This window comes from Rhodanobacter sp. C06 (genome assembly GCF_002001105.1).
Taxonomy (GTDB): domain Bacteria; phylum Pseudomonadota; class Gammaproteobacteria; order Xanthomonadales; family Rhodanobacteraceae; genus Rhodanobacter_A.
Window position 1 is genome coordinate 114,522 of sequence record NZ_MUNP01000070.1, and the last position, 22,669, is coordinate 137,190.

General features: G+C 66.9%; 17 protein-coding genes. 3 read left to right on the plus strand and 14 right to left on the minus strand.

The genetic code is table 11. The annotated features are described in order from the left end of the window. Positions 1 to 137: 137 nt before the first annotated feature. The 13 genes from mtnA to B0E52_RS15395 all read right to left on the minus strand — a co-directional run bounded on the left by mtnA (position 138) and on the right by B0E52_RS15395 (position 15,055). Positions 138 to 1,151: an S-methyl-5-thioribose-1-phosphate isomerase gene (gene mtnA, locus B0E52_RS15335; protein ID WP_077485231.1), complete on the minus strand. Its 1,014-nt coding sequence runs from the start codon at positions 1,149 to 1,151 to the stop codon at positions 138 to 140. A 29-nt stretch (positions 1,152 to 1,180) separates the two neighbouring features. Continuing rightward, the gene (locus tag B0E52_RS15340) at positions 1,181 to 1,366 is read right to left on the minus strand and encodes a PspC domain-containing protein (protein WP_077485233.1); all 186 of its coding nucleotides are present in this window, start codon (positions 1,364 to 1,366) and stop codon (positions 1,181 to 1,183) included. 24 nt (positions 1,367 to 1,390) lie between these two features. Next, a complete protein-coding gene (locus tag B0E52_RS15345; protein ID WP_077485234.1) occupies positions 1,391 to 2,458 on the minus strand; it encodes a class III poly(R)-hydroxyalkanoic acid synthase subunit PhaC in 1,068 nt (355 codons plus the stop codon). 11 nt (positions 2,459 to 2,469) lie between these two features. Then, complete coding sequence (locus B0E52_RS15350) at positions 2,470 to 3,465, minus strand: poly(R)-hydroxyalkanoic acid synthase subunit PhaE (protein ID WP_077485236.1); 996 nt, start codon at positions 3,463 to 3,465, stop codon at positions 2,470 to 2,472. A 105-nt stretch (positions 3,466 to 3,570) separates the two neighbouring features. Further along, positions 3,571 to 5,676, minus strand: a complete 2,106-nt coding sequence (gene pnp, locus B0E52_RS15355) for a polyribonucleotide nucleotidyltransferase (protein WP_077485237.1) — start codon at positions 5,674 to 5,676, stop codon at positions 3,571 to 3,573. A gap of 135 nt (positions 5,677 to 5,811) precedes the next feature. After that, positions 5,812 to 6,081 carry a 30S ribosomal protein S15 gene (gene rpsO / locus B0E52_RS15360; protein WP_077485239.1) on the minus strand — a complete coding sequence of 90 codons (270 nt, stop codon included), beginning with the start codon at positions 6,079 to 6,081 and terminating at the stop codon, positions 5,812 to 5,814. A 166-nt stretch (positions 6,082 to 6,247) separates the two neighbouring features. Then, on the minus strand, positions 6,248 to 7,177 hold the full coding sequence (truB, locus tag B0E52_RS15365) for a tRNA pseudouridine(55) synthase TruB (RefSeq protein ID WP_077485241.1): 930 nt from the start codon (positions 7,175 to 7,177) through the stop codon (positions 6,248 to 6,250). Positions 7,178 to 7,187: 10 nt separating this feature from the next. Next, on the minus strand, positions 7,188 to 7,559 hold the full coding sequence (rbfA, locus tag B0E52_RS15370; RefSeq protein WP_077485242.1) for a 30S ribosome-binding factor RbfA: 372 nt from the start codon (positions 7,557 to 7,559) through the stop codon (positions 7,188 to 7,190). A gap of 208 nt (positions 7,560 to 7,767) precedes the next feature. Then, on the minus strand, positions 7,768 to 10,548 hold the full coding sequence (gene infB, locus B0E52_RS15375; protein WP_077485244.1) for a translation initiation factor IF-2: 2,781 nt from the start codon (positions 10,546 to 10,548) through the stop codon (positions 7,768 to 7,770). A 126-nt stretch (positions 10,549 to 10,674) separates the two neighbouring features. Next, a complete protein-coding gene (gene nusA, locus B0E52_RS15380) occupies positions 10,675 to 12,180 on the minus strand; it encodes a transcription termination factor NusA (RefSeq protein ID WP_077485245.1) in 1,506 nt (501 codons plus the stop codon). Between the two features lie 236 nt (positions 12,181 to 12,416). Beyond that, positions 12,417 to 12,956: a ribosome maturation factor RimP gene (gene rimP, locus B0E52_RS15385; protein WP_077485347.1), complete on the minus strand. Its 540-nt coding sequence runs from the start codon at positions 12,954 to 12,956 to the stop codon at positions 12,417 to 12,419. Between the two features lie 507 nt (positions 12,957 to 13,463). Continuing rightward, positions 13,464 to 14,090, minus strand: a complete 627-nt coding sequence (locus tag B0E52_RS15390) for a hypothetical protein (protein ID WP_077485247.1) — start codon at positions 14,088 to 14,090, stop codon at positions 13,464 to 13,466. A gap of 62 nt (positions 14,091 to 14,152) precedes the next feature. Continuing rightward, positions 14,153 to 15,055 carry a DMT family transporter gene (locus B0E52_RS15395; protein WP_077485248.1) on the minus strand — a complete coding sequence of 301 codons (903 nt, stop codon included), beginning with the start codon at positions 15,053 to 15,055 and terminating at the stop codon, positions 14,153 to 14,155. 106 nt (positions 15,056 to 15,161) lie between these two features. Between B0E52_RS15395 and B0E52_RS15400 the strand changes: the two genes are divergently transcribed. From B0E52_RS15400 to B0E52_RS15410, 3 genes are all read left to right on the plus strand, one after another. After that, the gene (locus tag B0E52_RS15400; protein WP_077485250.1) at positions 15,162 to 16,586 is read left to right on the plus strand and encodes a PLP-dependent aminotransferase family protein; all 1,425 of its coding nucleotides are present in this window, start codon (positions 15,162 to 15,164) and stop codon (positions 16,584 to 16,586) included. A 568-nt stretch (positions 16,587 to 17,154) separates the two neighbouring features. Continuing rightward, on the plus strand, positions 17,155 to 18,453 hold the full coding sequence (locus tag B0E52_RS15405) for a cytochrome C (protein ID WP_254426827.1): 1,299 nt from the start codon (positions 17,155 to 17,157) through the stop codon (positions 18,451 to 18,453). 118 nt (positions 18,454 to 18,571) lie between these two features. Beyond that, the gene (locus B0E52_RS15410; protein ID WP_077485348.1) at positions 18,572 to 20,890 is read left to right on the plus strand and encodes a heavy metal translocating P-type ATPase; all 2,319 of its coding nucleotides are present in this window, start codon (positions 18,572 to 18,574) and stop codon (positions 20,888 to 20,890) included. A 45-nt stretch (positions 20,891 to 20,935) separates the two neighbouring features. On the opposite strand, the gene polX is transcribed toward B0E52_RS15410, so the two are convergent. Then, positions 20,936 to 22,654 (minus strand): DNA polymerase/3'-5' exonuclease PolX, encoded by a 1,719-nt coding sequence (polX, locus tag B0E52_RS15415; protein WP_077485253.1) that lies wholly within the window; start codon positions 22,652 to 22,654, stop codon positions 20,936 to 20,938. Between the last annotated feature and the right edge of the window lie 15 nt (positions 22,655 to 22,669).

The window sequence follows — 22,669 nt, forward strand, 5'->3', positions numbered from 1 at the left end:
GTGTAACACGGTCACACCTTTCGCGCCTCGCGAAAGGTGGAAATTACTCATTGCGTTTCAATATCTTGCGCGATGGCCGCGCACTCTCGGCCAAGTGCCGCGACGCGCCGTTCGCCAGCGCGTCGCGCACGCCGCTTTCAGGCGCCGAACAGCGCCCGCATCGAAGCCGCATCCGGCCGCGCGATCACCCCGCGTTCGGTGACGACGGCGTCGATCAAGCTCGCCGGCGTCACGTCGAATACCGGATTCCACGCCTCTGCACCCTCGACCACCACACGCCGGCCGCCGATGCCCAGCAGCTCGGTCGGGTCGCGCAGCTCGATCTCGATCGCTTCGCCCGAAGCGGTGGCCATGTCCACCGTGGACGACGGCGCCACCACCATGAACTTCACGCCGTGGTGCTTCGCGGCGATCGCCAGCTGGTAGGTGCCGATCTTGTTCGCGGTGTCGCCGTTGGCGGCAATGCGGTCGGCGCCCACGATCACCCACTGCACCGCGCCCGACTTCATCAGGTGCGCGGCAGCCGAGTCGGCGATCAGTTTCGCGGGAATCCCGTCGCGCACCAGTTCGTACATGGTGAGCCGCGCGCCCTGCTGCCACGGCCGCGTCTCGCCCGCGTACACCTGCGCGATGCGTCCCTGCGCCACACCGGCGCGGATCACGCCCAGCGCGGTGCCGAAGCCCGCGGTGGCCAGCGAGCCGGTGTTGCAGTGGGTGAGCACGCCCGAGCCCGACGCGATCAGCGCCGCACCGAGTTCGCCCATCTGACGGTTCGCGGCCAGATCCTCGTTCTGGATCGCCTGCGCCTCGCGCTCCAGCGCCGTGGCGTCCGCACCCGCGGCGATGCGCGCCTTCATGCGATCCAGCGCCCACATCAGGTTCACCGCGGTGGGCCGCGCCGCGCGCAGCGTCGCCAGCGCGGCATCGAGTGAGGCACCCTGCTGCGCCGCCAGCACCACGCCCCATGCCGCGGCGATGCCGATCGCCGGCGCGCCACGCACGACGAGGTCGCGGATGGCCCGGGTCACTTCGGCGGCATCGCGGCAGGCTATCCAGCGTTCCTCCTGCGGCAGCAGGCGCTGATCCAGCAAATGCAGGTGATCGCCGCGCCATTGCACGGCGCGGATGCGGTCGTAACGGTCGTAATCCATCGGAAGCTTCGTATCGTGAAACGGAGAAATCAGGGCGATTCCGGCATCACCAGCCAAAGAATCAGGTAGATCAGGATGCCCGATCCGCCCAGCAAGGTGAGGATGATCCATGCCACCCGCACCAGCGTCGGGTCCCAGCCAAGGTATTCGGCGATGCCGCCACAGACACCGGCCAATTGACGGTTCTGGCGGGAACGGCAGAGACGTTTTTCCATGCTGTGAATCCTGTCGGAAGAAGGTCAGTCGCGCGCACGCAACCACTGGTGGATCGCCGGCGGCACTTCGCGCTGGGCGCGGCCGGAGACGTAGATGCCGATGTGGCCACCCTTGAACGCCAGTTCGGTGTAGTCGGTGCTGCCTGCGCGCCGCCCCAGCGCGCGCGATGCGTCGGGCGGCACCAGGTGGTCCTGCTCGGCGTAGATGTTGAGGATCGGCAGTTCGAGCTTGCGCAGATCCACTTCGCGACCGCCGATGACGAGGCCGCCCTTCACCAGCTTGTTGCCCTGGTAGAAATCCTTGACGAACTGGCGGAAGGTCTCGCCGGCCTGGTCAGGCGAATCGAAAATCCAGCGCTCCATGCGCAGGAAGTTCTCCAGCTCGACGGGCTTGTCCAGAATGTCGACCAGTCCCACGTACTTCTGCTGGTTCAAGCGCACCGGCTTCAGCGTGAGGTAGACCCAGTTCATCAGCATCGCCGGCACGTTGCCGAGCGTGTCGACGAACAGGTCCACGTCCAGCTCGCGGCACCAGTGCGAGAGCATGTTGTCCGGCGTCTGGAAATCCACCGGCGTCACCATGGTGACGAGGTTCTTCACCTTGTCCGGATGCATCGCGCCATAGCACAACGAGAACGCCCCGCCCTGGCAGATGCCGAGCAGATTGATCGCGTCCAGGCCATGGCGCTCGCGCACCGTATCCACGCAGCGATCGAGATAGCCGTTGAGGTAGTCGTCCAAGGTCAACCAGCGGTCGGCGCCGTCGGGATAACCCCAGTCGATGAGATAGACGTCCTCGCCCTGCGCGAGCAGGTTGCGCACCAGCGAGCGGTCGGGTTGCAGGTCGGTCATCCACACCGTGTTGACCAGCGCATAGACGATCAGCGTGGGCGTCCGCGCGGTGGGCGCGCGATCGCCCTGCATGTGCCACAGCTTCAGCTTGTCCTCGGCGTACACCAGTTCGCGCGGCGTGTTGGCATAGCCGGGTTCACTCATGCCGCGCAACTGGCCCATGCCGGCGCTGAGCTTGCGCTGGAACGCGCCGATTTCCTGCATCAGCCGGGCCGGATCGAGATGAAGTGGAGTGTCCATCGGCGCTCCTGTCAGCGCTTGCGGGGTGTGCTGGCGGACGATGCCGGCTTGCCGCGCGCGGGCGCCTTCGTGGCGGCTGAACGCTTGGCCGGAGTTTTCGGTTTCGGTTCGGCCGGCCCTGCCGCAAGCGCAGCGAGTTCGCGCTTCAAGGCTGCCACTTCGCGTCGCAGCTCGAGGACTTCATCGGCGAATGCGCCACTGCCCTGCTTGCGCAGGTCGCGGCGCAGCTGTTGCAGGCGTTCGCCCAGCGCCGAGACCTCCTCACGGGTGGGCACGCCCAGCTCGCGACACAGCTGGCCGGTCTGCCGCTGCTGCAACTGGCGCACGCGCATCTGGGTGTTGACCATCTCGCCGTAGGCCGCGCGGAACTCGTCGGACAACGCGATCTCGGCATAAGCCTCTTCGGCCGCGTCCACCCACAGGTCGTACAGCGCCTTCAGCGACTCGATCGGCGGACTGGCCGCATCGCGCTGTACCAGCCGCGCCTGCAGGCGCTCCAGCCCCTGCGTATTCGCCTGCTGGATCAGCGCCTGGTAACGCGCGTTCGCTTCCAGCGCCGCCTGGATCGCCGCCGCCAGCTCCTGCTGCTGCATCAGCTGTTCGCGATGCAGGCCGAACGCCGGCACCGGGCCGTTCGCCGCCGTCGGCATGGCGAAACCGCCGGCTTGCATCGACTGCAGCCAGGCCTGCCACTGCTGCACGAAACCCTGCGCGGCGGTGTTGTCGATGCCGTTGAAGGCCTGGGTGAATGGCTGGTTGCCGGAACCCGCCCAGGCACGCAGCAGGCTCTGCCAGTCCGCGCCGGGCTGGCTGGCACCGGCCGCCGCCACGCCCTGCATCCAGTCGAAGCAGCCCCTGAGGCCGGCCAGCGTACGCTCCAGTGCCTCGTTGCCGGCCGGTGGCGGCGCAGCAGCGGGTGGCGGTTGCAACTGGCGCAGCCACGCATCCCAGGATTGCTGGGCGAGCACCTGCCAGTCCTTGATGAAATCGCCTGCCTGTCCGTTCATCGCGCGTCCTCGTCTGCCACGCATGCATCGTAGCAAAAGCGTGTTGCACGAAACGAACGAGGCCCGGCATGGCCGGGCCTCGCAGTTGCGGCCTGATGCCCAGGCTCAGGCGTCGCTGCCCTCGCCTTCGGCCACCGCCTTCATGGACAGGCGGATGCGGCCCTGCTTGTCCACTTCCAGCACCTTGACCTTGACGATGTCGCCTTCCTTGAGCTTGTCGGAAACCTTCTCGACGCGCTCGTTGGAGATCTGCGACACGTGCACCAGGCCGTCCTTGCCCGGCATGATGGTGACGAACGCGCCGAAGTCCATCAGCTTGGCGACCTTGCCCTCGTAGATGCGGCCCGGCTCGACGTCGGAGACGATCTGCTCGATGCGCTTCTTCGCCGCCTCGCCCGCGTCGCGGTTGACCGAGGCGATGATCACGGTGCCGTCGTCGTTGATGTCGATGGTGGCGCCGGTCTCTTCGGTGATCGAGCGGATGGTGGCGCCGCCCTTGCCGATGACTTCGCGGATCTTGTCGGGGTGGATCTTGATGGTGATCAGGCGCGGCGCGTACTCGCTCATCTCGGTGCGCGCAGTGCTCAGCGCCTTGGCCATCTCGCCGAGGATGTGCAGGCGGCCACGCTTGGCCTGGGCCAGCGCCACCTTCATGATCTCCTCGGTGATGCCGTCGATCTTGATGTCCATCTGCAGGGCGCTGATGCCCTCGGACGAACCGGCCACCTTGAAGTCCATGTCGCCGAGGTGATCCTCGTCGCCCAGGATGTCGGACAGCACGACGAAGTCGTTGCCTTCCTTCACCAGACCCATCGCGATGCCGGCCACCGGCGCCTTCAGCGGCACGCCGGCATCCATCATCGCCAGCGAGGAACCGCACACCGAGGCCATCGACGACGAACCGTTGGACTCGGTGATTTCCGAGACCACGCGCAGGACGTAGGGGAACGACTCCAGCGAGGGCTTGACCGCCTGCACGCCGCGCTTGGCAAGGCGGCCGTGGCCGATTTCGCGACGCTTCGGCGCGCCGAAGCGGCCGGCCTCGCCCACCGAGAACGGCGGGAAGTTGTAGTGGAACAGGAACGGGTCCTTCGACTCGCCGGCCGGCGCGTCGATGATCTGCGCGTCGCGCGTGGTGCCCAGGGTGACCGTGACCAGCGCCTGCGTCTCGCCGCGGGTGAACAGCGCCGAACCATGAGTGCGCGGCAGCACGCCCACGCGGGCGGTGATCGCGCGCACGTCGTCCAGTTGGCGGCCGTCGATGCGCACCTTGGTCTTCAGCACGCTGTCGCGCAAGGTGTGGTACTCGAGCTCGCCGAACTCCTTGGCGAGTTCGGCCTTGTCCCAGCCCTTGGCTTCGGCTTCATCCTTCAGCGATGCGAGCACGTCGGCCTTGATCGCGGCGATCGCGTCGCGGCGCTGCAGCTTGTCGCGCACCTGGAAGGCGGCGCCGAGCTTGTCGCCCACGGCGCCCTTGAGGGCGGCGACCAGCGACTCGTTGCGGGCCGGCGGCTGCCAATCCATCGAGGGGCGGCTGGCTTCGGTGGCCAGCTCGGCGATCGCGCGGATCGCGACCTGCATCTGCTGGTGGCCGAACACCACGGCGCCGAGCATCACGTCCTCGGACAGCAGCTCGGCCTCGGACTCCACCATCAGCACCGCACCGGCGGTACCGGCGACGACCAGGTCCAGCTGCGAGCCGGCCAGTTCGGTGGCGGTCGGGTTCAGCAGGTACTGGCCATTCGCGTAACCGACGCGGGCGGCGCCGATCGGACCCTTGAACGGGATGCCGGCAAGGCTCAGCGCGGCGGACGCGCCGATCAGCGCCGGGATGTCGCCGTCGATCTCGGGGTTCAGCGAAACGACCTGGGCGATCACCTGGACTTCGTTCTTGAAGTCCTCCGGGAACAGCGGGCGCACCGGACGGTCGATCAGGCGCGAGGTCAGCGTCTCCTTCTCGGTCGGACGGCCTTCGCGCTTGAAGAAGCCGCCGGGGATGCGGCCGGCCGAGTAGAACTTCTCGACGTAGTCCACGGTGAGCGGGAAGAAGTCCTGGCCTTCCTTCGCCTTGGCCGCAGCCACCGCGGTGACCAGCACCACGGTGCCCCCCATGCTGACCATCACCGCGCCGGACGCCTGGCGGGCGATTTCGCCCGTCTCCAGCGTGACTTCGTGTTTACCGTACTGGAATGACTTGGTTACTTTCGCCACGGGCTCTGTCCTGTAAGGAGTGCGGCCACGAATGGCCGCTTTTCGATCTTCGCGTTCACGGACGAACGCAGAAACCTTGAAGTGCGGCCACGGATGGCCGCTTTGTGACTTTCGCGTTCGGGTCGAACGCGAAAATCAACGACGGAGGCCGAGACGCTCGATCAGGCTCTGGTAACGGGCCAGGTCGCGGTCCTTGAGGTAGGCGAGCAGGCTCTTGCGGCGATTCACCAGCTTCAGCAAGCCGCGGCGGGAGTGGTGGTCCTGCTTGTGCGACTTGAAGTGGTCGGTGAGGTGGTCGATGCGGGCGGACAGCAGCGCCACCTGCACTTCGGTGGAGCCGGTGTCGTTCGCCACGCGGCCGAAGTCAGTGATGATCTTGCCGGTCTGTTCTGCGGTAAGAGACATGGTGATACCTGTTTCCTTGAAAATGCGATGCGAAGCTTGCGTGTGCACCGCTGTGGCGGCGCACACGCAAGCTTCGCCTGTTGGATGAAAGTACTGGAATAACTTGCTTATTCTAGCCGCGCCCTACCCCTGCAACAAGGGCAATGGCAGGCAAATCGGGGCCGATTCACGGTGGCGGCAGGTTGAAACCGCGCAGGATGCGGCTGCGCCCCTCCGCATCCAGTTCCACGAGCGCCAGCAGGGCGCCGTCGCTGGCGAACGCGACATGACAGCCGCTGGCCCCGGCCACCACGATAGGCTGGCCGCGGGCGATCGCCTGGCTCTGCACCTCGTCCAGCTGCAGTCCCGGCCAGTCGGCCAGACCCGCCGCCACCGGCAGCAGCCAGGCCAGCAGGGTCTCGTCGCCCTGCCCGGCCGCCTGCTCCAGTTCGGCCAGCGTGACCATGTGCGGCTCGCTAAACGGCTCCACCCACAGTCGCCGCAAGGCGGTGAGATGGGCGCCGCAGCCCAGCGCCTCGCCCAGATCGACAGCCAGCGAGCGCACATAGGTCCCCGAACCGCATTCCACTTCGAACACCAGGCTGTCCGTCGTGCGCGAAAGCAGTTCCAGCCGGTACACCTCCACTTCCCTCGGCGGCGCCTCCACCGCCTCGCCACGGCGCGCCTTCAGGTACAAGCGTTCACCACCCTGCTTCAGCGCCGAGTAGGCCGGCGGCACCTGCACGATGCGACCGCGCAGAGGCGCCAGTGCCGCCTCGATCGCCGCATCGTCCAGCGCGGGCACCGGCCGCTCGCGCACGACCTCGCCCTCGCGATCGGCCGTGGTCGTGGTGACGCCCAGCCGGCATTCGGCCCGGTAGGCCTTGCGCGCACCGAGCAGGTTGCCGGCCAGCTTGGTGGCTTCGCCGAAGCACAATGGCAGCAGGCCCGTGGCCATGGGATCGAGCGCGCCGGTATGGCCGCCCTTGGCGGCGCGGAACAGCCGGCGCACCTCCTGCAAGGCCTGGTTGGAACTCAGGCCGGCGGGCTTGTCGAGCAGCACGATGCCGTGCAGATCGCGCCAGGCGATGCGGGGCAGCTTGCGTTCGCGGGGCATGGAGCTCGGATTACGGCTCGTCGTCCGACGACGCCACGTCGCCCGCATCGCGCAGCAGCGCATCGATGCGTTCGCCCTTGTCCACGGAGTCGTCGTACTTGAAGCGCAGTTCCGGCACGCGGCGCAGCCGCATGCTGCGCGACAAGGCACGGCGGAACTCGCCGGCCAGCGTGTTCAGTGCCTTCACCGCCGCCAACGATTGATCCGGCAGCAGCGCGGTCACCCACACCGCGGCGAAATCGAGGTCGCGGCTCACCTCCACGTCCGACACGCTGCACGACGGCAGGCCGTGGTCGCGCACCGCGGCGTGCACCAGCAGGCCGATTTCGCGGCGCAGTTCGGCGCCTACGCGGTCGGTACGTTTGAAGTCGCGGGAGGGCATGAAGGGTGTCGGAATCCGTGTCGAAAAGCGGAGAGCAAGAGCTGCGTTACCCATGTCGATCGACGTGCAGTCCTGCAGGTCGACCGACTCGGCAAACCCGGCAAGCCGGGTTTGCCTCCGTTGGGCCATGGCGAAAGCCATGGCCCAACGAGCGGCCCATCCATGGGCCGCGCAAGCCTTGGCGCCAAAGGCGCCAAGGCTTGCGGCGTCAAAGCGTGCGGGCGACTTCGATGCGTTCGAAGCACTCGATCTGGTCGCCGACCTTGACGTCGTTGTACTGCTTCACGGCGATGCCGCATTCCATGCCGCTGCGCACCTCGTCGACGAGGTCCTTGAAGCGGCGCAGCGATTCCAGCTCGCCCTCGAACACCACGGTGTTGTCGCGCAGCACGCGGATCGGCTTGCTGCGCTTGACGTGGCCTTCGGTGACCATGCAGCCGGCGACCGCACCGAACTTGGAGCTGCGGAACACGTCGCGCACCTGGGCGATGCCGATGATCTCCTCGCGGATCTCAACGCCGAGCAGGCCGGACGCCGCCTGCTTCACCTGGTCGATCACGTCGTAGATGATCGAGAAATAACGCACGTCCAAACCGGCGGTATCGATCACCTTGCGTGCCGAGGCATCGGCACGCACGTTGAAGCCGATCACCAGCGCCTTGGAGGCCGCCGCCAGGGTGGCGTCGGATTCGGTGATGCCGCCGACACCGGCCGCGATCACGTTGACCTTCACGTTCTCGTTGCCGATCGCGCTGAGCGACTCGCGCAGCGCCTGCACCGAGCCCTGCACGTCGGCCTTGACCAGGATGTTGAGGGTCTGCATGGCGGCACCCTGACCCATCTGGGCGATGATGTCTTCCAGCCGGTTCGCCTTGCTGACCATGCGCGTGTCGCGGCGCTTCTGCGCGCGCTCCGCCGCCACTTCACGGGCCAGCCGCTCGTCGGCCACCACCACGAAGTCGTCGCCGGATTCCGGCACGCCGGACAGACCGAGGATCTGCACCGGGATCGACGGGCCGGCTTCCTGCACGGTCTTGCCGGTCTCGTCGACCAGCGCACGCATGCGACCGAACTCGATGCCGCAAACCACGAAGTCGCCGCGCTTGAGCGTGCCCTGCTGCACCAGCACGGTGGCGACCGGACCACGACCGCGGTCGAGGCTCGATTCGATCACCACGCCGGAGGCCGGGCCGTCCTCGACGGCGGTCAGCTCCATCACCTCGGCCTGCACCGAGATCGCGTCGAGCAGGGCGTCGATGCCCATGCCGGTCTTCGCCGACAACGGCACGAACGGCGTGTCGCCGCCCCACTCTTCCGGGATGACCTCGAGATTGCCGAGGCCCTGCTTGACGTGGTCCGGATTCGCGTCGGACTTGTCCATCTTGTTGATCGCGACGATCAGCGGCACCTTGGCGGCGCGCGCGTGCTGCACGGCTTCCGCCGTCTGCGGCATCACGCCGTCGTCGGCGGCCACCACCAGCACCACGATGTCGGTGGACTGGGCGCCGCGGGCACGCATCGAGGTGAACGCGGCGTGGCCCGGGGTATCGAGGAAAGTGATCACGCCCTTCGGCGTGTCCACATGGTAGGCGCCGATGTGCTGGGTAATGCCGCCGGCCTCGCCCGAGGCGACCTTGGTGCGGCGGATGTAGTCCAGCAGCGAGGTCTTGCCGTGGTCGACGTGGCCCATGATGGTGACCACCGGCGGACGCGGCTTCTTCTCGCCTTCCAGCTCGGCGCTCTGGGTGTGTGCGGCCAGCGCGGCCTCGGCGTCGTTGGCATTGGCCTCGACCACGTTGTGGCCGAGCTCCTCCACCACCAGCACGGCGGTGTCGTGGTCGATGGTCTGGTTGATGGTGGCCATCACGCCCATCTTGAACAGCGCCTTGACCACCTCCGAACCCTTGACCGCCATCTTCTGCGCCAACTCGGCGACCACGTTGGCATCGCCCACGACGACGTCGCGCACGACGGCGGCGGTGGGCCGGGTGAAGCCATGCGCACCACTCGCAGCCGAACCGCGCACGGCCTCGCGCACGGCACCCCGGCCGGGCTTGCCGCGCTTGCCGCTGGAACGGCGTGCGCGATCGGCTTCGCTCAGGTGCAGTTCGCCGGAGGCGAAGCGCTTGCCGCCCGGCGCATCGTCGCGGTCGCGACCGCCACCATGACGGGCCTTGCCGCGCGCACTGTCACCGGCGGCAGCGGCCGCCGGACGCGCCGGCGCGGGCGCCGGGGCAGGCGCGGGTGCCGGTTTGACCAGCTTTTCGCGCTTGCGCGGCTCGTGTACCTGCGGAACGATCATGCCGAGACCGCGCGTATCGAGGCGCTGTACCGCGGGCTGCGCCGGCTCGGCGGCGTCGCCGGCCGCGACCGGCTCGGCCGCTTCCTGCGCCGACTCGACGAACTCTTCGGGCTCGCCCGCGGAGTCGGATTCAGCGGCGGAGGCAGCCTCGACTTCGGCCTGGCGGCGGCGCTCCTCGGCCTCTTCATGCGCGCGCTGCTGCGCTTCCTGCTCGCGCTGCTGCGCTTCGTGCTTGCGCAGCTCGACCTCGCGGCGACCCTGTTCTTCCTGCGCGCGCTGCTCGCGCGACTCGGCCAGCTTGCGCACGGCCTCCTCGCGCTCGGGCTCGGCGCTGGCCTCTTCGGCGATCACGCTGCGCTTGACATAGGTGCGCTTGGCGCGCACCTCGACGTTGACCGTCTTCGCCGTGGCCGCGGCACCGCGGCCGCCGGGCGTGGAAACCTTCAGTTCGCCGACCGTGCGCCGCTTCAGCGTGATCTGGCGCGGGGCGCTGTCGGTGGTCTCCGCGACCGGCTCGTTCTTGCCGTGGGTGCGGCGCAGGAAGCCCAACAGCTTCACCTTCTCGGTGCTGCTGATGACCTGCTCCTGGTCGGAGAATTTCATGCCGGCCTCGCCAAGCTGCCCCAGCAGCTTGTCGACCGGCATGCCCAGCACCTGGGCGAGTTGTTTGATCGTGACATCCGACATCGTGTTCTTTCTCCGCCGTTCCCGCGCTTGTCGTCCGTGCGGCTTCGCCTGCACGTACACCGCCGTCCCTGGTGGAAGGCCCGTGGCCTTCCTCGGCGCGCCCATCCAGGGCGCGGCCGTTCGCGGTTAGCCGCCCTTCTCCAGTTGCTCGATCATCGGTGCGCGCGCCGCCATGATCAGCGCCGCGGCGCGTTCCTCGGTCATGCCTTCGATGTCGATCAGGTCGTCCACCGCCTGGTCGGCGAGATCGTCGACCGTCACCACGCCGCGGGCCGCCAGCGCGTAGGCCGTGGTCTCGTCCATGCCGTTCAGCTCCAGCAGCTCCTCGCTGGGCTGGTGCTCGTCGATGGTTTCCTCGACGGCCAGCGCCTCGGTGAGCAGCGCATCGCGGGCGCGGGCGCGCAGTTCCTCAACGATATCCTCGTCGAAGCCCTCGACCGCCAGCAGCTCGGCGCTCGGCACGTAGGCGATTTCCTCGACGCTGGAGAAGCCTTCCTGCACCAGGATGTTCGCGATCTCCTGGTCCACTTCCAGCTTGTCCATGAACAGCTGGCGCGCGGCCTCCTGCTCGGCCTCGCTCTTGGCGGCGACCTGGTCCTGGGTCATCACGTTGAGCTGCCAGCCGGTGAGCTTGCTGGCGAGGCGCACGTTCTGGCCGCCGCGGCCGATCGCCTGGGACAGCTTGTCCTCGGCCACCGCGATGTCCATCGAGTGCTTTTCCTCGTCCATGATGATGGACTGCACCTCGGCCGGCGCCATCGCGTTGATGACGAACTGGGCCTGGTTCTCGTGCCACAGGATGATGTCCACACGCTCGCCGTTGAGGTCGTTGGACACCGCCTGCACGCGCGAACCACGCATGCCGATGCAGGCGCCGATCGGATCGGTGCGGCTGTCGTGGGCCACCACGGCGATCTTGGCGCGGTCGCCCGGATCGCGGGCACAGCCCTTGATCTCGACCAGGCCCTGGCCGACTTCCGGCACTTCCAGCTTGAACAGCTCGATCATGAACTCCGGTGCGGCGCGCGACACGAACAGCTGCGGCCCGCGCACTTCGGACTTCACTTCGAACAGGTAGCCGCGCACGCGGTCGCCCACGCGCACCGACTCGCGCGGAATGGTCTTGTCGCGCGGGATGAAGGCCTCGGCGTTGCCGCCCAGGTCGAGGTAGATGTTGCCGCGCTCCACGCGCTTGACGATGCCGGTGATCAGCTCGCCCACGCGGTCCTTGTAGGCGTCCACCACCTGCTGGCGCTCGGCCTCGCGCACGCGCTGCACGATCACCTGCTTGGCGGCCTGCGCGGCGATGCGGCCGAATTCGGCGTTCTCGATCTGCGTCTCGATGTACTCGCCCACCTGGGCGTCGGCGCGCTCGTCCAGCGCGTCCATCAGGCGCAGCTGGTAGAACGGCGACTCCATCTCGCCGTCGTCGGCGATGATTTCCCAGCGGCGGAAAGTCTCGTACTCGCCGGTGTCATGGTCGATGGACACGCGGATATCCGGCTCCTCGTCCGGATAGCGCTTCTTGGCCGCCGAGGCCAGCGCGGCCTCCATCGCCTCGAAGATCACCTCGCGCGGCACGCCCTTCTCGTTGGCAACCGCGTCGACCACCAGCAAAAGCTCTTTGCTCATTGCAACAACTCCATGGGCGCCGCACGGCGACCGATCGGTAACTTGGCTTGCGTTCGTCCTTGAACGCCGAGATCAAGAAACAACCATCCCTGGCTGCACTTTCTATATTTTTGCGTTCATCCGTGAGCGCGAAGATCAGGAAGCAGCCATCCATGGCTGCACTTTTCGGTATCCGTTCGTCCATGACCTGGCTTTGTACTGCGACCGTCCATGATCGCATGGTTGAACGGGACGACTCAGACTTTCTTCTTGCCGGGGCCCTTGCCGGGCTTGGGCTTGGGTGCGTAGCCCAGCGCCATCCAGTCCGGCACCAGCCGTGCGCTTTCCACCTGGGCATGTTCGAAGACGAACAGCTTGCCTTCGGCTTCCAGCGAGATGCGCTCGCCTTCCACCGACAGCAGCTTGCCGCGCAGGCGGCGACGCCCTTCCAGCGGCGCGCGCAGCAGCAGCTTCACCTCCTGCCCCGCCACCCGTGCGAACTGCGCGGCGGTGAACAGCGGACGATCGATCCCGGGCGAGGAGACCTCCAGCACGTAGTGGCCGGGGATCGGATCCTCCACGTCCAGCAGCGCGGAAAGCTCGCGACTGGCCGCTTCGCAATCCTCGATGCCCACCTCGCGCCGCTCGCCTTCGGCAGCAGCCGCGCCTTCGGGAAGGTCCAGGTAGACCCGCAGGGTACTCTGCCCCTGCGACGGCGTGAATTCCACGCCCAAGCACACCAGCCCGAGATCGGACAGGACGGTGCTGAAGCGTTGTGCGAGTGCGTGCGTATCCATCATGCATTTCCAGGTCGCAAAAACAAAAAATGGGCACTGGCGGCCCATTCCCTGCTCCGTGCCGGAGCGTCCTCGCCGATGTACCGACTCCAGGCAGCTCCTCCGGCGTCCGCGCGGCATCAGGCCGAAACAGACGCGGCGCATCCTGCGCCCAACAAAAAAGCCTCACGAGGAGGCTTTCTTGTCCAAGAAAGATCTGGTAGCGGGGGCGCGCATCGGTCTTTATCTGACAGAACCGCTGCGTGTCCTCGTTTCCCGCTATCAGTCGACAAAGTCTACACGCACCTAGGATTCCGTGCAATCGCGCGGTGTGAGACACGCCCTAGGTAGGCTTGGTGCCGCGGCTGACGGCTATCGATTGTGCTCAGAACCGTGGAAACAATGTCCCGGCTCGCGTCCTTACGTACTACCTTACCCTCGATAACACAGGCTAATCGCTTTACCCTGATCCAGCAGCCGGCCCCGCTGCTGGATCAGGTTACGCCGTTCATCCGTGCTCAAAGAGGCTCAGTGAGCACTCGCAAAGACGAGGCACGCGTCCGGTTTGCCAGAAGCCTCCACCCATACGTGGGTGGTGCTGCGAACGAACTGCTTCGGGACGCCGATGTCTTCGTTTCGCAAGAACGGTGCATATACCATCACGTGAGGTGGATACAGGACCGTCGCCTTCCCCGTTTTCGGGTCCAGCCGTACGAAGTCGTGAGAGAGCATATAGGCGATGCCGGGCTTTGCGGGTGGCTGCAAACGCCCGGCGGGATATTCGGCGTCGATCATACGATCGACATCCGGGCCAACCGTACCACTCGCCATGATGCGCGCGCGTTCGAGACTTGCCTGGAGGGTGGTGCGCGAGCCCTCGGCGTCATAACACACCGGGGCGGTCACGTGACTGTCGCGTTCGACGAGGCAGTTGAATCCGTTGTGGCTGGCGCGGACCAGGACAAATCCGGAATGCTCCAGCACGTAGACACCGGCGTCCGCCTGCAACTCCGGCGGTGCGGCGCTGAGTGCCATGGTCATTTCCTGGTTCCGGTCGAGCTGCGGAATATCCATGGGCAACGTGTCCGCCATCGCGTTCGTTGCGGACAATAACAGCGACAGGGTTGCGGCGAAGCCAAGCGTGCGATGCATCATCAGATAGCTCTCTTGCAACGTGGGTATTTGAAAACGCGCAGGCAGGTGCGGCTACGATCCGATCATGTCGCTTTCCATGCGAAGCCAGGCCGCCACTTGAGGTTCACGCCCAGCGTGCCCAGCACGATCAGCAGGACACCCGTCACCTGGACCACCGCAAGGCGATGCCCGTACAGCAAGTAATCCAGCAGCAGCGCCACCAGCGGATAGATAAACGACACGACGGCAATGGTCGCCACCGGCAGGCGCGGGTAAGTGGAATAGAACAGCACGTATACGATGCCGCTATGGATCACCCCAAGGCCCAGCAACCACACCCAGTGAAGTCCCAAGTGGAACACGCTGCTGCTGCTGAATCCGGCGAGCATGGCAACGCCAACCCAGCACTGGATCAAGACCAGCGCGAACGGACGCTCCTTGCCGACTTGGCGCGACATCAGCAGCGATGCGCCACATAGCAGCGCTGCCAGGAATGCCAACCCGACGCCGATGAGATAGGACGATTCGGCATCGCGGAACAGGTGAACAGGGTCGCTGGTGCAGACCACGCCAACGAAGGCGAGCGCGGTCCACGCCAGCTCGGCCGGCGGCGTACGTTCGCCCTGCACCAGCGCGGCCAGGACCAGCATCACGAACGGGTAGCACTGATAGATCAATGTGGCGACACCGATCGACGAGCACGCCATGCCGCCGAAGAATGCCACCCAATTGAGTACCAGCAGCACCCCGCTCAGCACCGCGCCACGGAGTAGCGCACGCTCGCGCCACAGTCCCCGCAAATAGCCCTTGGCCAGCCCCCAGCCGAGCAAGAACAAGCCGCCAAACAGGCAGCGGTAGAACACTGCGGTAACCGCGTCCTGGTGGCTTTCATGCACGAACACGCCCACCGAGCCGATGAGGCACTCGGCGAACACCAGTTGCAGGACGACACCGCGCGTTTCGTTGGACCGGGATGAGGGAACCATGGTCGGCTGGATCTTCCGGAGCGATGAAAGGCAGCGTAGGACCTTCGATGCGGCAGATACAGATTCAGATAGAATCGAAATAGACAAGTACAGATGGGGTGTCCCCTTGCTTCTCTATGAACGCGTTGCGACAGCTCTGCGCACGCAAATCGCTCACGGCACGCTGCGGGCAGGCGAGCGCCTGCCATCGATTCGGCACCTGGCGCAGGGACACGGTGTCGGAGTCGCCACGGCGGTCCAGGCTTACCTGCAACTGGAGCGCGAAGGCCTGGTCGTCGCGCGGCCGCGCTCAGGGTATTTCGTCCGTGCATCGACGACGCTGCCGCCGGCACCGCGGCCCGCAAGGAACCGCGCACCAGGCGAAGTCAAGAACCCCGCATTGCTCGATGCCACGGAAGTAGGTGCGCACGGTGCCCTGTTACCGCTGCACAGTGCAACACCGGCCTTCGAACTGCTGCCGCAAGGCGCGCTAATCGCATCGGTGTCGCGCTGCCTGCGCCGTGCGCCCGCGGCGGTGTTCGACTACGCGCCGGCCCAAGGCCACCTGGCGTTGCGGCGCCTGATCGCCCAGCGTTATGCCCAGGTAGGTGTGCCGGTATCGCCCGAGGAAATCGTGATCACCGCCGGCGCGATGGAAGCCATCAACCTGGCGTTGCGCGTGACGACTTCTCCGGGCGACGTGGTGCTGGTAGAGACGCCGACTTACCACGGCATCCTTCAGACCGTCGCCGCATTGCATCTGAAGGTGCTGGAAATTCCCAACCTGCCGGGTCGTGGCATCGATGTAGCTCGTCTGGACCACCTGCTGGAGCAGAATGCGGTGCGCGCGGCCGTTCTGGTGCCGAACTTCAACAACCCACTGGGCAGCCTGACGAGCGACGCCGACAAGCAAACCTTGGTGAGCAGCTGCGCCCGGCACGGCGTCATCATCATTGAGGACGATATCTATGGCGAGCTGGCCTGGTCCGGACAGCGCCCGTCACTGCTTCGCCGGTGGGACACCCGCGGCATCGTGATCAGCTGCGGCTCGTTTTCCAAGATGCTGGCGCCTGGTCTGCGCCTCGGTTGGCTGGCGGGCAGCCTATGGACAGACGCTTTGGTGCGCGCCAAGTTCTTCTCCACCATGGGAGGCACCAGCCTTACCCAGCTGGCCATGTCGGACTATCTGCAGCGCCACGATCTGGAGCGGCATCTTCGCCGCCTTCGCCGAACGCTGGCAGACAACGGGCAGCGCCTGTTGGAAGCGATCGCGCGTTACTGGCCCGTCGATACGCGCGTGTGCGAACCACAGGGAGGCATGTCGCTGTGGGCGCAACTGACTGAGTCCGGCGATAGCCGCACCTTGTTCAAGGCGGCCTTGGCGAAGGGGATCCGCATCTCGCCTGGTGTGTTGTTCTCCAGCCGGGGGGACTATGTCGATTACGTGAGGCTCAGTTGCGGCCTGGTGTGGGATGTGCGACTGGACCGGGCTATGAAGGAACTGGGCACGTTGGTGGCCAGGCTCGGTGGGTCGAAGGTCAAGGCTCCGTAGCATGCCGCGTCGAGGATCGGAAATTGTTTAGTTGGCACCAACGCCCAATTGGACAATGCCCTCTTGCTTCCACAACCGAATCTGGGCAAGTCGGGTCATAGCTGTCGGCCTGAACGCACGTACATCGGCGTGCCCGGTATATGCAAATCCGAGAGAGGCCTCGCTGAATCGGAAGCCTTCCAGCCATCACAGAAAGCGCAGGCTAGACCCTTCCCTACCCCCGATAACCCTTCCTAATCACCCTACCCAAGGTCCATATATTTGGCCCCGGCCTCTGCGCGGATATGGCCGACTGGCTCAACACCTCTGCCTGCCACTGAGAGGCGGGTCGCTGTTGCATACCGTTTAGCGCCGTGCGCCTGCTGCGTTTCATTTGACAAGCATCAAATGCCCTCACACCGGCGCATGCCACGCTGCAATCAAGCGTGCACCGGGGACCGCACCATGTCGCCTCCGGAACCCAGTCGCAGTGGAGGATGTCATGGCTACCCGTTGCGCTGTTCGTCACCCTTGGTTTCACAGGCAGGTGCTCCGCATCTTGGCGCTCGCCACCGGACTGCTTGCCCTCGTGAGCGTTTCGCCCAGTGCCCAGGCAATACCCGCGTTCGCCCGGCAGACGCACGCGCCCTGCACGGCTTGCCATGTCGGTGGCTTCGGGCCACAGCTGACGGCGTTCGGGCGCCAGTTCAAGTTGCTTGGGTACACGCTCTCCGCCGGCGACAAGGACAATGTGCCGCTGTCGCTGATGCTGGTGGAGACGTACTCGAGCACTCGCAAGGCGCAGACCGCTCCACCCGCCAAGGGTTTCGGCACCAATGACAACACCGAACTGCAGCAGGCCTCGGTTTTCGTCGGCGGCCGCATCACCGACCACCTCGGCGTGATGGCACAGGCGACCTATTCGGAGAATGGCGGACTGCTGGGCTGGGACAACAGCGACCTGCGCTACGCCCGCAGCTCCGCCGCATGGGGCCACAACGTGGTGTGGGGCATCTCGCTCAATAACAATCCCAGCGTGACCGACGTCTTCAACACGGCACCATCGTGGCAGTTCCCGTACATGGCGCCCGACCTCGTCCCCGGCGCCCCGGCGGCGCCCATCCTGATGGGCGGGCTGGCCGGGCAGGTCGTCGGCCTGAATGCCTATGCGCAGATCGATGGAGGACTCTATCTGGAGGCAGGCGGCTATCGCTCGCTGTCGCCGGCCTTTCTGCGCGACGTGAACGCGGACTTCAGCGGACGGCTGAGTGGCGTCGCTCCCTATGCACGGCTCGCCTACACGTGGAACCTCGCCGGCGGCAACGCGCAGATCGGCGCCTTCGGCTTCCATGCGGCCCGCGGGCTGGCGGGCGCCAATATGCAGGGTGATGCGGTGGCGTTGGCTGGCCCCAGCGACAAGTTCACCGACCTGGGTGTCGATGCGAGCTACGTGTTGCAGGGCGGCGACAAGCACACCGTGACCTTCAACGGCCTGTACCTCACCGAACGGCAGCGCCTCGACGCCACCTATGCCGCCGGAATTTCCTCGAATCTGCACGACAGCCTGCGCGCACTGAACCTCAATGCCAGCTACTGGTACCGCAATACCTGGGGCATCACGCTGGGAGAATTCGCCGACGATGGCAGCCGCGACCTGGCGCTGTACGGCAACGACGGCCGTCCCGACACGCGGGGCAGCGTCGTCGAGCTGGACTGGAACCCGTTCGGCAAGGCGGATTCGTGGATGCAGCCGTTTGCCAATGTCCGCCTCGGCCTGCAATACACCTGGTACACGCGCTTCAGCGGCTTGGTCACCAACATCGATGGCGCGGGCCGGCGGGCATCGGACAACGACACGTTATACCTCTTTGCGTGGGTGTCGCTGTAGTGCCGCGCATGCCCGCCGGTGACTCGCGCGGATCGGTGAGGCCGGCCCGGCGCCCTCCCCGCGCGACGGGCCCGCGGCGGCAACGGGTTGTGGTCGCCCGCGCCCGGCGGAGCGGATGATGGGAGCGGTGCACGGGCCACCTGCCGGTTCCGGCCATGTGGTCAACCGCGTGCTGGTCGCCGTCAGCGCGTCGACGCTGCTGCTCGGCCTGGTCGCGCGCTTCCTCGGCCACGAGGCGGTCGCCGGTTTCGTATGGATGATCGGCGCATTCCCCGTGGCCGTGTCGATAGGCATCGCGAGTGCTGTCCGGCTGATGCGGCGCGATGCCGGGGTCGATGTCATCGCACTGCTTGCCGTCGTCGGCGCGATGGTCCTTGGCGAAACGCTTGCGGCCGTCGTCGTCGCCCTTATGTTCGCCGGCGGGAGGGCACTGGAGGACTACGCCGAAGGCAGGGCACGGCGGGAAATGTCCGCCTTGCTGGATCGCGCCCCGAGGTCGGCCAACCGCTACCTGGGCAGCGAGCTCGTGCAGGTTCCCGTGGAACAGGTGTCGCCGGGTGACCGCCTGCTCGTCCGCAGCGGGGAGGTCGTGCCCGTCGACGGCCTGGTCGAGTCCGCGGCGGCCGTGCTTGACGAATCGGCCCTCACCGGCGAGTCGCTGCCCGTCCGGCGGCTTCAGGGCGAGCTGGTGCGCAGCGGCGTGCTCAATGCCAGCGGCCCCTTCGATCTCCTGGCCACGACCTCGGCGGCCGACGGCACGTTCGCCGGCATCGTCAGACTGGTCGAGTCCGCGCAGCAGGCGAAGGCGCCCTCCGCGCGCCTGGCCGACCGCTACGCGCTGCTGTTCCTTCCGGTGGCGCTCGTGCTGGCGGCCTCCGCATGGGCGCTGACGGGCGATCCCGTTCGCGCCCTGGCAGTGCTGGTCGTCGCCACGCCCTGCCCGCTGATCCTCGCCGTGCCTGTCGCGATCGTTTCCGGCATGTCGCGATGCGCGTCGCGAGGCGTGCTGGTCAAGGGGGGTGGCGTCCTCGAAGGACTGGCCCGGGGCGATACGCTTTTCTTCGACAAGACGGGGACGCTGACGGCCGGGCACGCCCGCCTGACCGCCATCGAGACCGTCGATTCCATTGATCCGGACGAGCTGCTGCGCCTGGCGGCGTCCGTCGAGCAGGTGTCCCAGCATGTGCTTGCAGCGGCCATCGTGTCGTTTGCGAGGCAACGCGGGCTCGGCTTGTCGAAACCTACCGACGTGCAGGAAGAGCATGGCGCGGGCCTGGCGGGGACGATCGACGGCCGCCGCGTCGCCATCGGCAGCCACGGCTTCGTCTCGCGGTTCGCGCCGTCCTCGGATTGGGCCGAACTGCTGCGCAAGCGCATGCGCCGCGAGGGTGCCACTGGGGTGTTCGTCGCCGTGGATGGCGTCCTGACGGGCGCCCTGCTCCTCGGCGATGAGATACGGCTGGACACGCCGCGGGCGATCCGGCTGCTTCGGCGTGCCGGGATCCGGCGCATCGTGATGTTGACGGGGGATCACGGCGAGATCGCCGAGTTCATCGGGGAAGCGCTCGGCGTGGATGAAGTCCTGGCGGACCAGGCGCCGGGCGACAAGCTGTCCGCGATCGAGGCGGCCAAGCGGACGAGCGCCACGATCATGGTCGGCGACGGCATCAACGACGCGCCCGCGCTCGCCGCCGCCGACGTCGGCGTAGCGATGGGCGCCCGCGGCGCCGCCGCTTCTTCCGAGGCAGCCGGCATCGTGCTGCTGGTCGACCGGTTGGATCGCCTGGCCGAAGCACTGGCCATCGCCCGCCGCACCAGGCGGATCGCCATGGAAAGCGTGCTCGCAGGAATGGGGATGTCGCTGGTCGCCATGCTGTTCGCGGCGCTGGGCTATCTCCCGCCGGTGACCGGGGCCATTCTGCAGGAGGGCATCGACGCGGCCGTGATCCTCAATGCGCTGCGCGTGCTGCGGACCACTCCGTTCGGCGAAGCGCGAGGACGGCTGGGTGCATCCGAAGGCGCCCGCCTGGCCGCCGAACACCATGAACTCGGTCCCGTGCTTGACCGCATCCGTGCCTGTGCCGACCACCTGCCCGTGCTTCCCGAAGCGGCCATCCATGCCGAACTGGCCGAGCTGGATGCCTTGCTGAGAAACAAGCTGCTTCCCCACGAGCGCGACGACGAAAAAAACCTGTATCCGCGACTGGAGCCCATGCTTGGCGGCGACGATCCGCTGGCTCCGCTGAGCCGCACGCATCGCGAGATACACCGGCTGGGTCACCTGTTCCACCACATGACCGAAGATCTGCCGCGTGGCCCACTGCCAGCCGAAGTCGTGCAGGATCTGCAGCGGACGCTGTACGGCCTGGACGCCATCCTGAGGTTGCATTTCGCCCAGGAAGAAGAGATCTATCACGGGATGTCCGAGGCAGCCTGAAGCGGCTCCGGCCACAATCCGGGCGACCCTGCGCCGCGTCCGCCGTCAGCGCCGCAGTGCCCGCAGCAGTCTTTCCAGGGGCAGCGTATTCAACACGTCGGATGCGGCGAGCCAGGCGCGCCGTGCCTGGTCCACGCCATGGCGCATGTTCGCAAGCCCGGCAGCGGCGTGTGCATCGGTGGAAACCACCAGCTTGCAGCCTGCCGCGCGGGCGGCGCGCGCGTGGACATCGTCGAGGTCCAGGCGATCCGGCTGCGCGTTGATCTCCATGGCCACGCCGCGTTCGGCGGCGGCGGCGAAAATGCTTTCCATGTGAGCGGCAAACTCCGGCCGTTGGTTGACGAGCCGGGTGGTGGGATGCGCCAGGATCTGCACCCGCCGGTTGTCTAGCGCCCTGAGGATGCGCGCGGTCTGTTTTCCGGCCGGCAAGCCGAGCTGGTAATGCGCCGCGACGACGACGACATCCATTTCGGACAGCACGGCATCGGGCAGGTCCAGGTGACCGTCGCCGAGGATGTCGACCTCGGCGCTCTTGAGCAGCCGGAAACCGCGGAAACCGGCGTTGAGCCGATCGATTTCGGCGAACTGGGCGCGCAGGTCCCGGGTATCGAGGCCATGCGCCACGCGCACCCGCCGCGAATGGTCGGTGATCGCGAGATAGTCGTAGCCGAGTGCGCGGGCGGCATCGGCCATGGCCTGCAGCGAATCGTGCCCGTCGCTGGCCACGGTGTGGGCATGCAGGTCGCCGCGAACGTCGCCCAGCTCGACCAGCGTCGGCAGCCGGCCGTCCGCCGCGGCTTCGATTTCGCCGCGGTTCTCGCGCAGCTCGGGCGGGATGAACGGCAGTCCCACGGCGGCGAACACTTCGTCTTCGGTGCGCCCGGCGATGCGCCTGCCGCCGCGGTACACGCCGTATTCGTTGATCTTGAGCCCCTTCGCCACCGCGATCCCGCGCACCGCGACGACATGCGGCTTGGAGCCCGTGAAGTAATGCAAGGCGGCGCCGTGGCTCGCCGCCGGCACCAGCCGCAGATCGACCTGCATGCCGTTGTGCAGTTGTACCGAGGCCCGTGTGGCGCCCACGGCCAGCACGCTGGCCACCGCGTCATGACGGGTGAACGCATGCGTCACCGGTGCTCCGCGACGTGCAGTGACCAGGATGTCGATGTCGCCCACCATGTCGCGACGGCGGCGCAGACTTCCCGCCACCTCCACCGTCTCGACACCGGGCATGGCGCCGAGGCAGGCGAGCAACGGCGCGGCGGCCTGCTCCGCGTCGACGAGCCGGTAGCGCTGCGGCGCGACGGCGCGACGCTCGATGGCCGCGGCGATGCGTGCCGTGGTCTTCGGTCCGAAACCGTGCAGCGAACGCAGCGCGCCGGAGCGTATCGCGCGCTGCAGGTCCTCCCGATTGCGGATGCCGAGTTCGCGATACAGCGACTTCACCCGTTTCGGGCCCAATCCCGGCAGGTTCATGAGCTCGCCCAGCGCACGCGGCACGCGGGTTTCCAGCTCGGCGAGCTGCGGCAGCGCACCGGTGCGCACGATCGTGCCGATTTTCGCCGCGAGGTCCTTGCCTATGCCGGGCAAGTCGTCGAGCGCCTCCCCGGCGGCCATCCGGTCGGACATGCTCCGTCCCGAATCCGCCACCACGCGCGCGGCATTGCGGTAAGCGCGCACGCGGAACGGATTGGCGCCCTGGATCTCCAGCAGGTCCGCATAGCGGCTGAAGAGTTCGGCGATGTCCGCGTTGCTGGCAGCCATGTCCGTGTCTCCGCC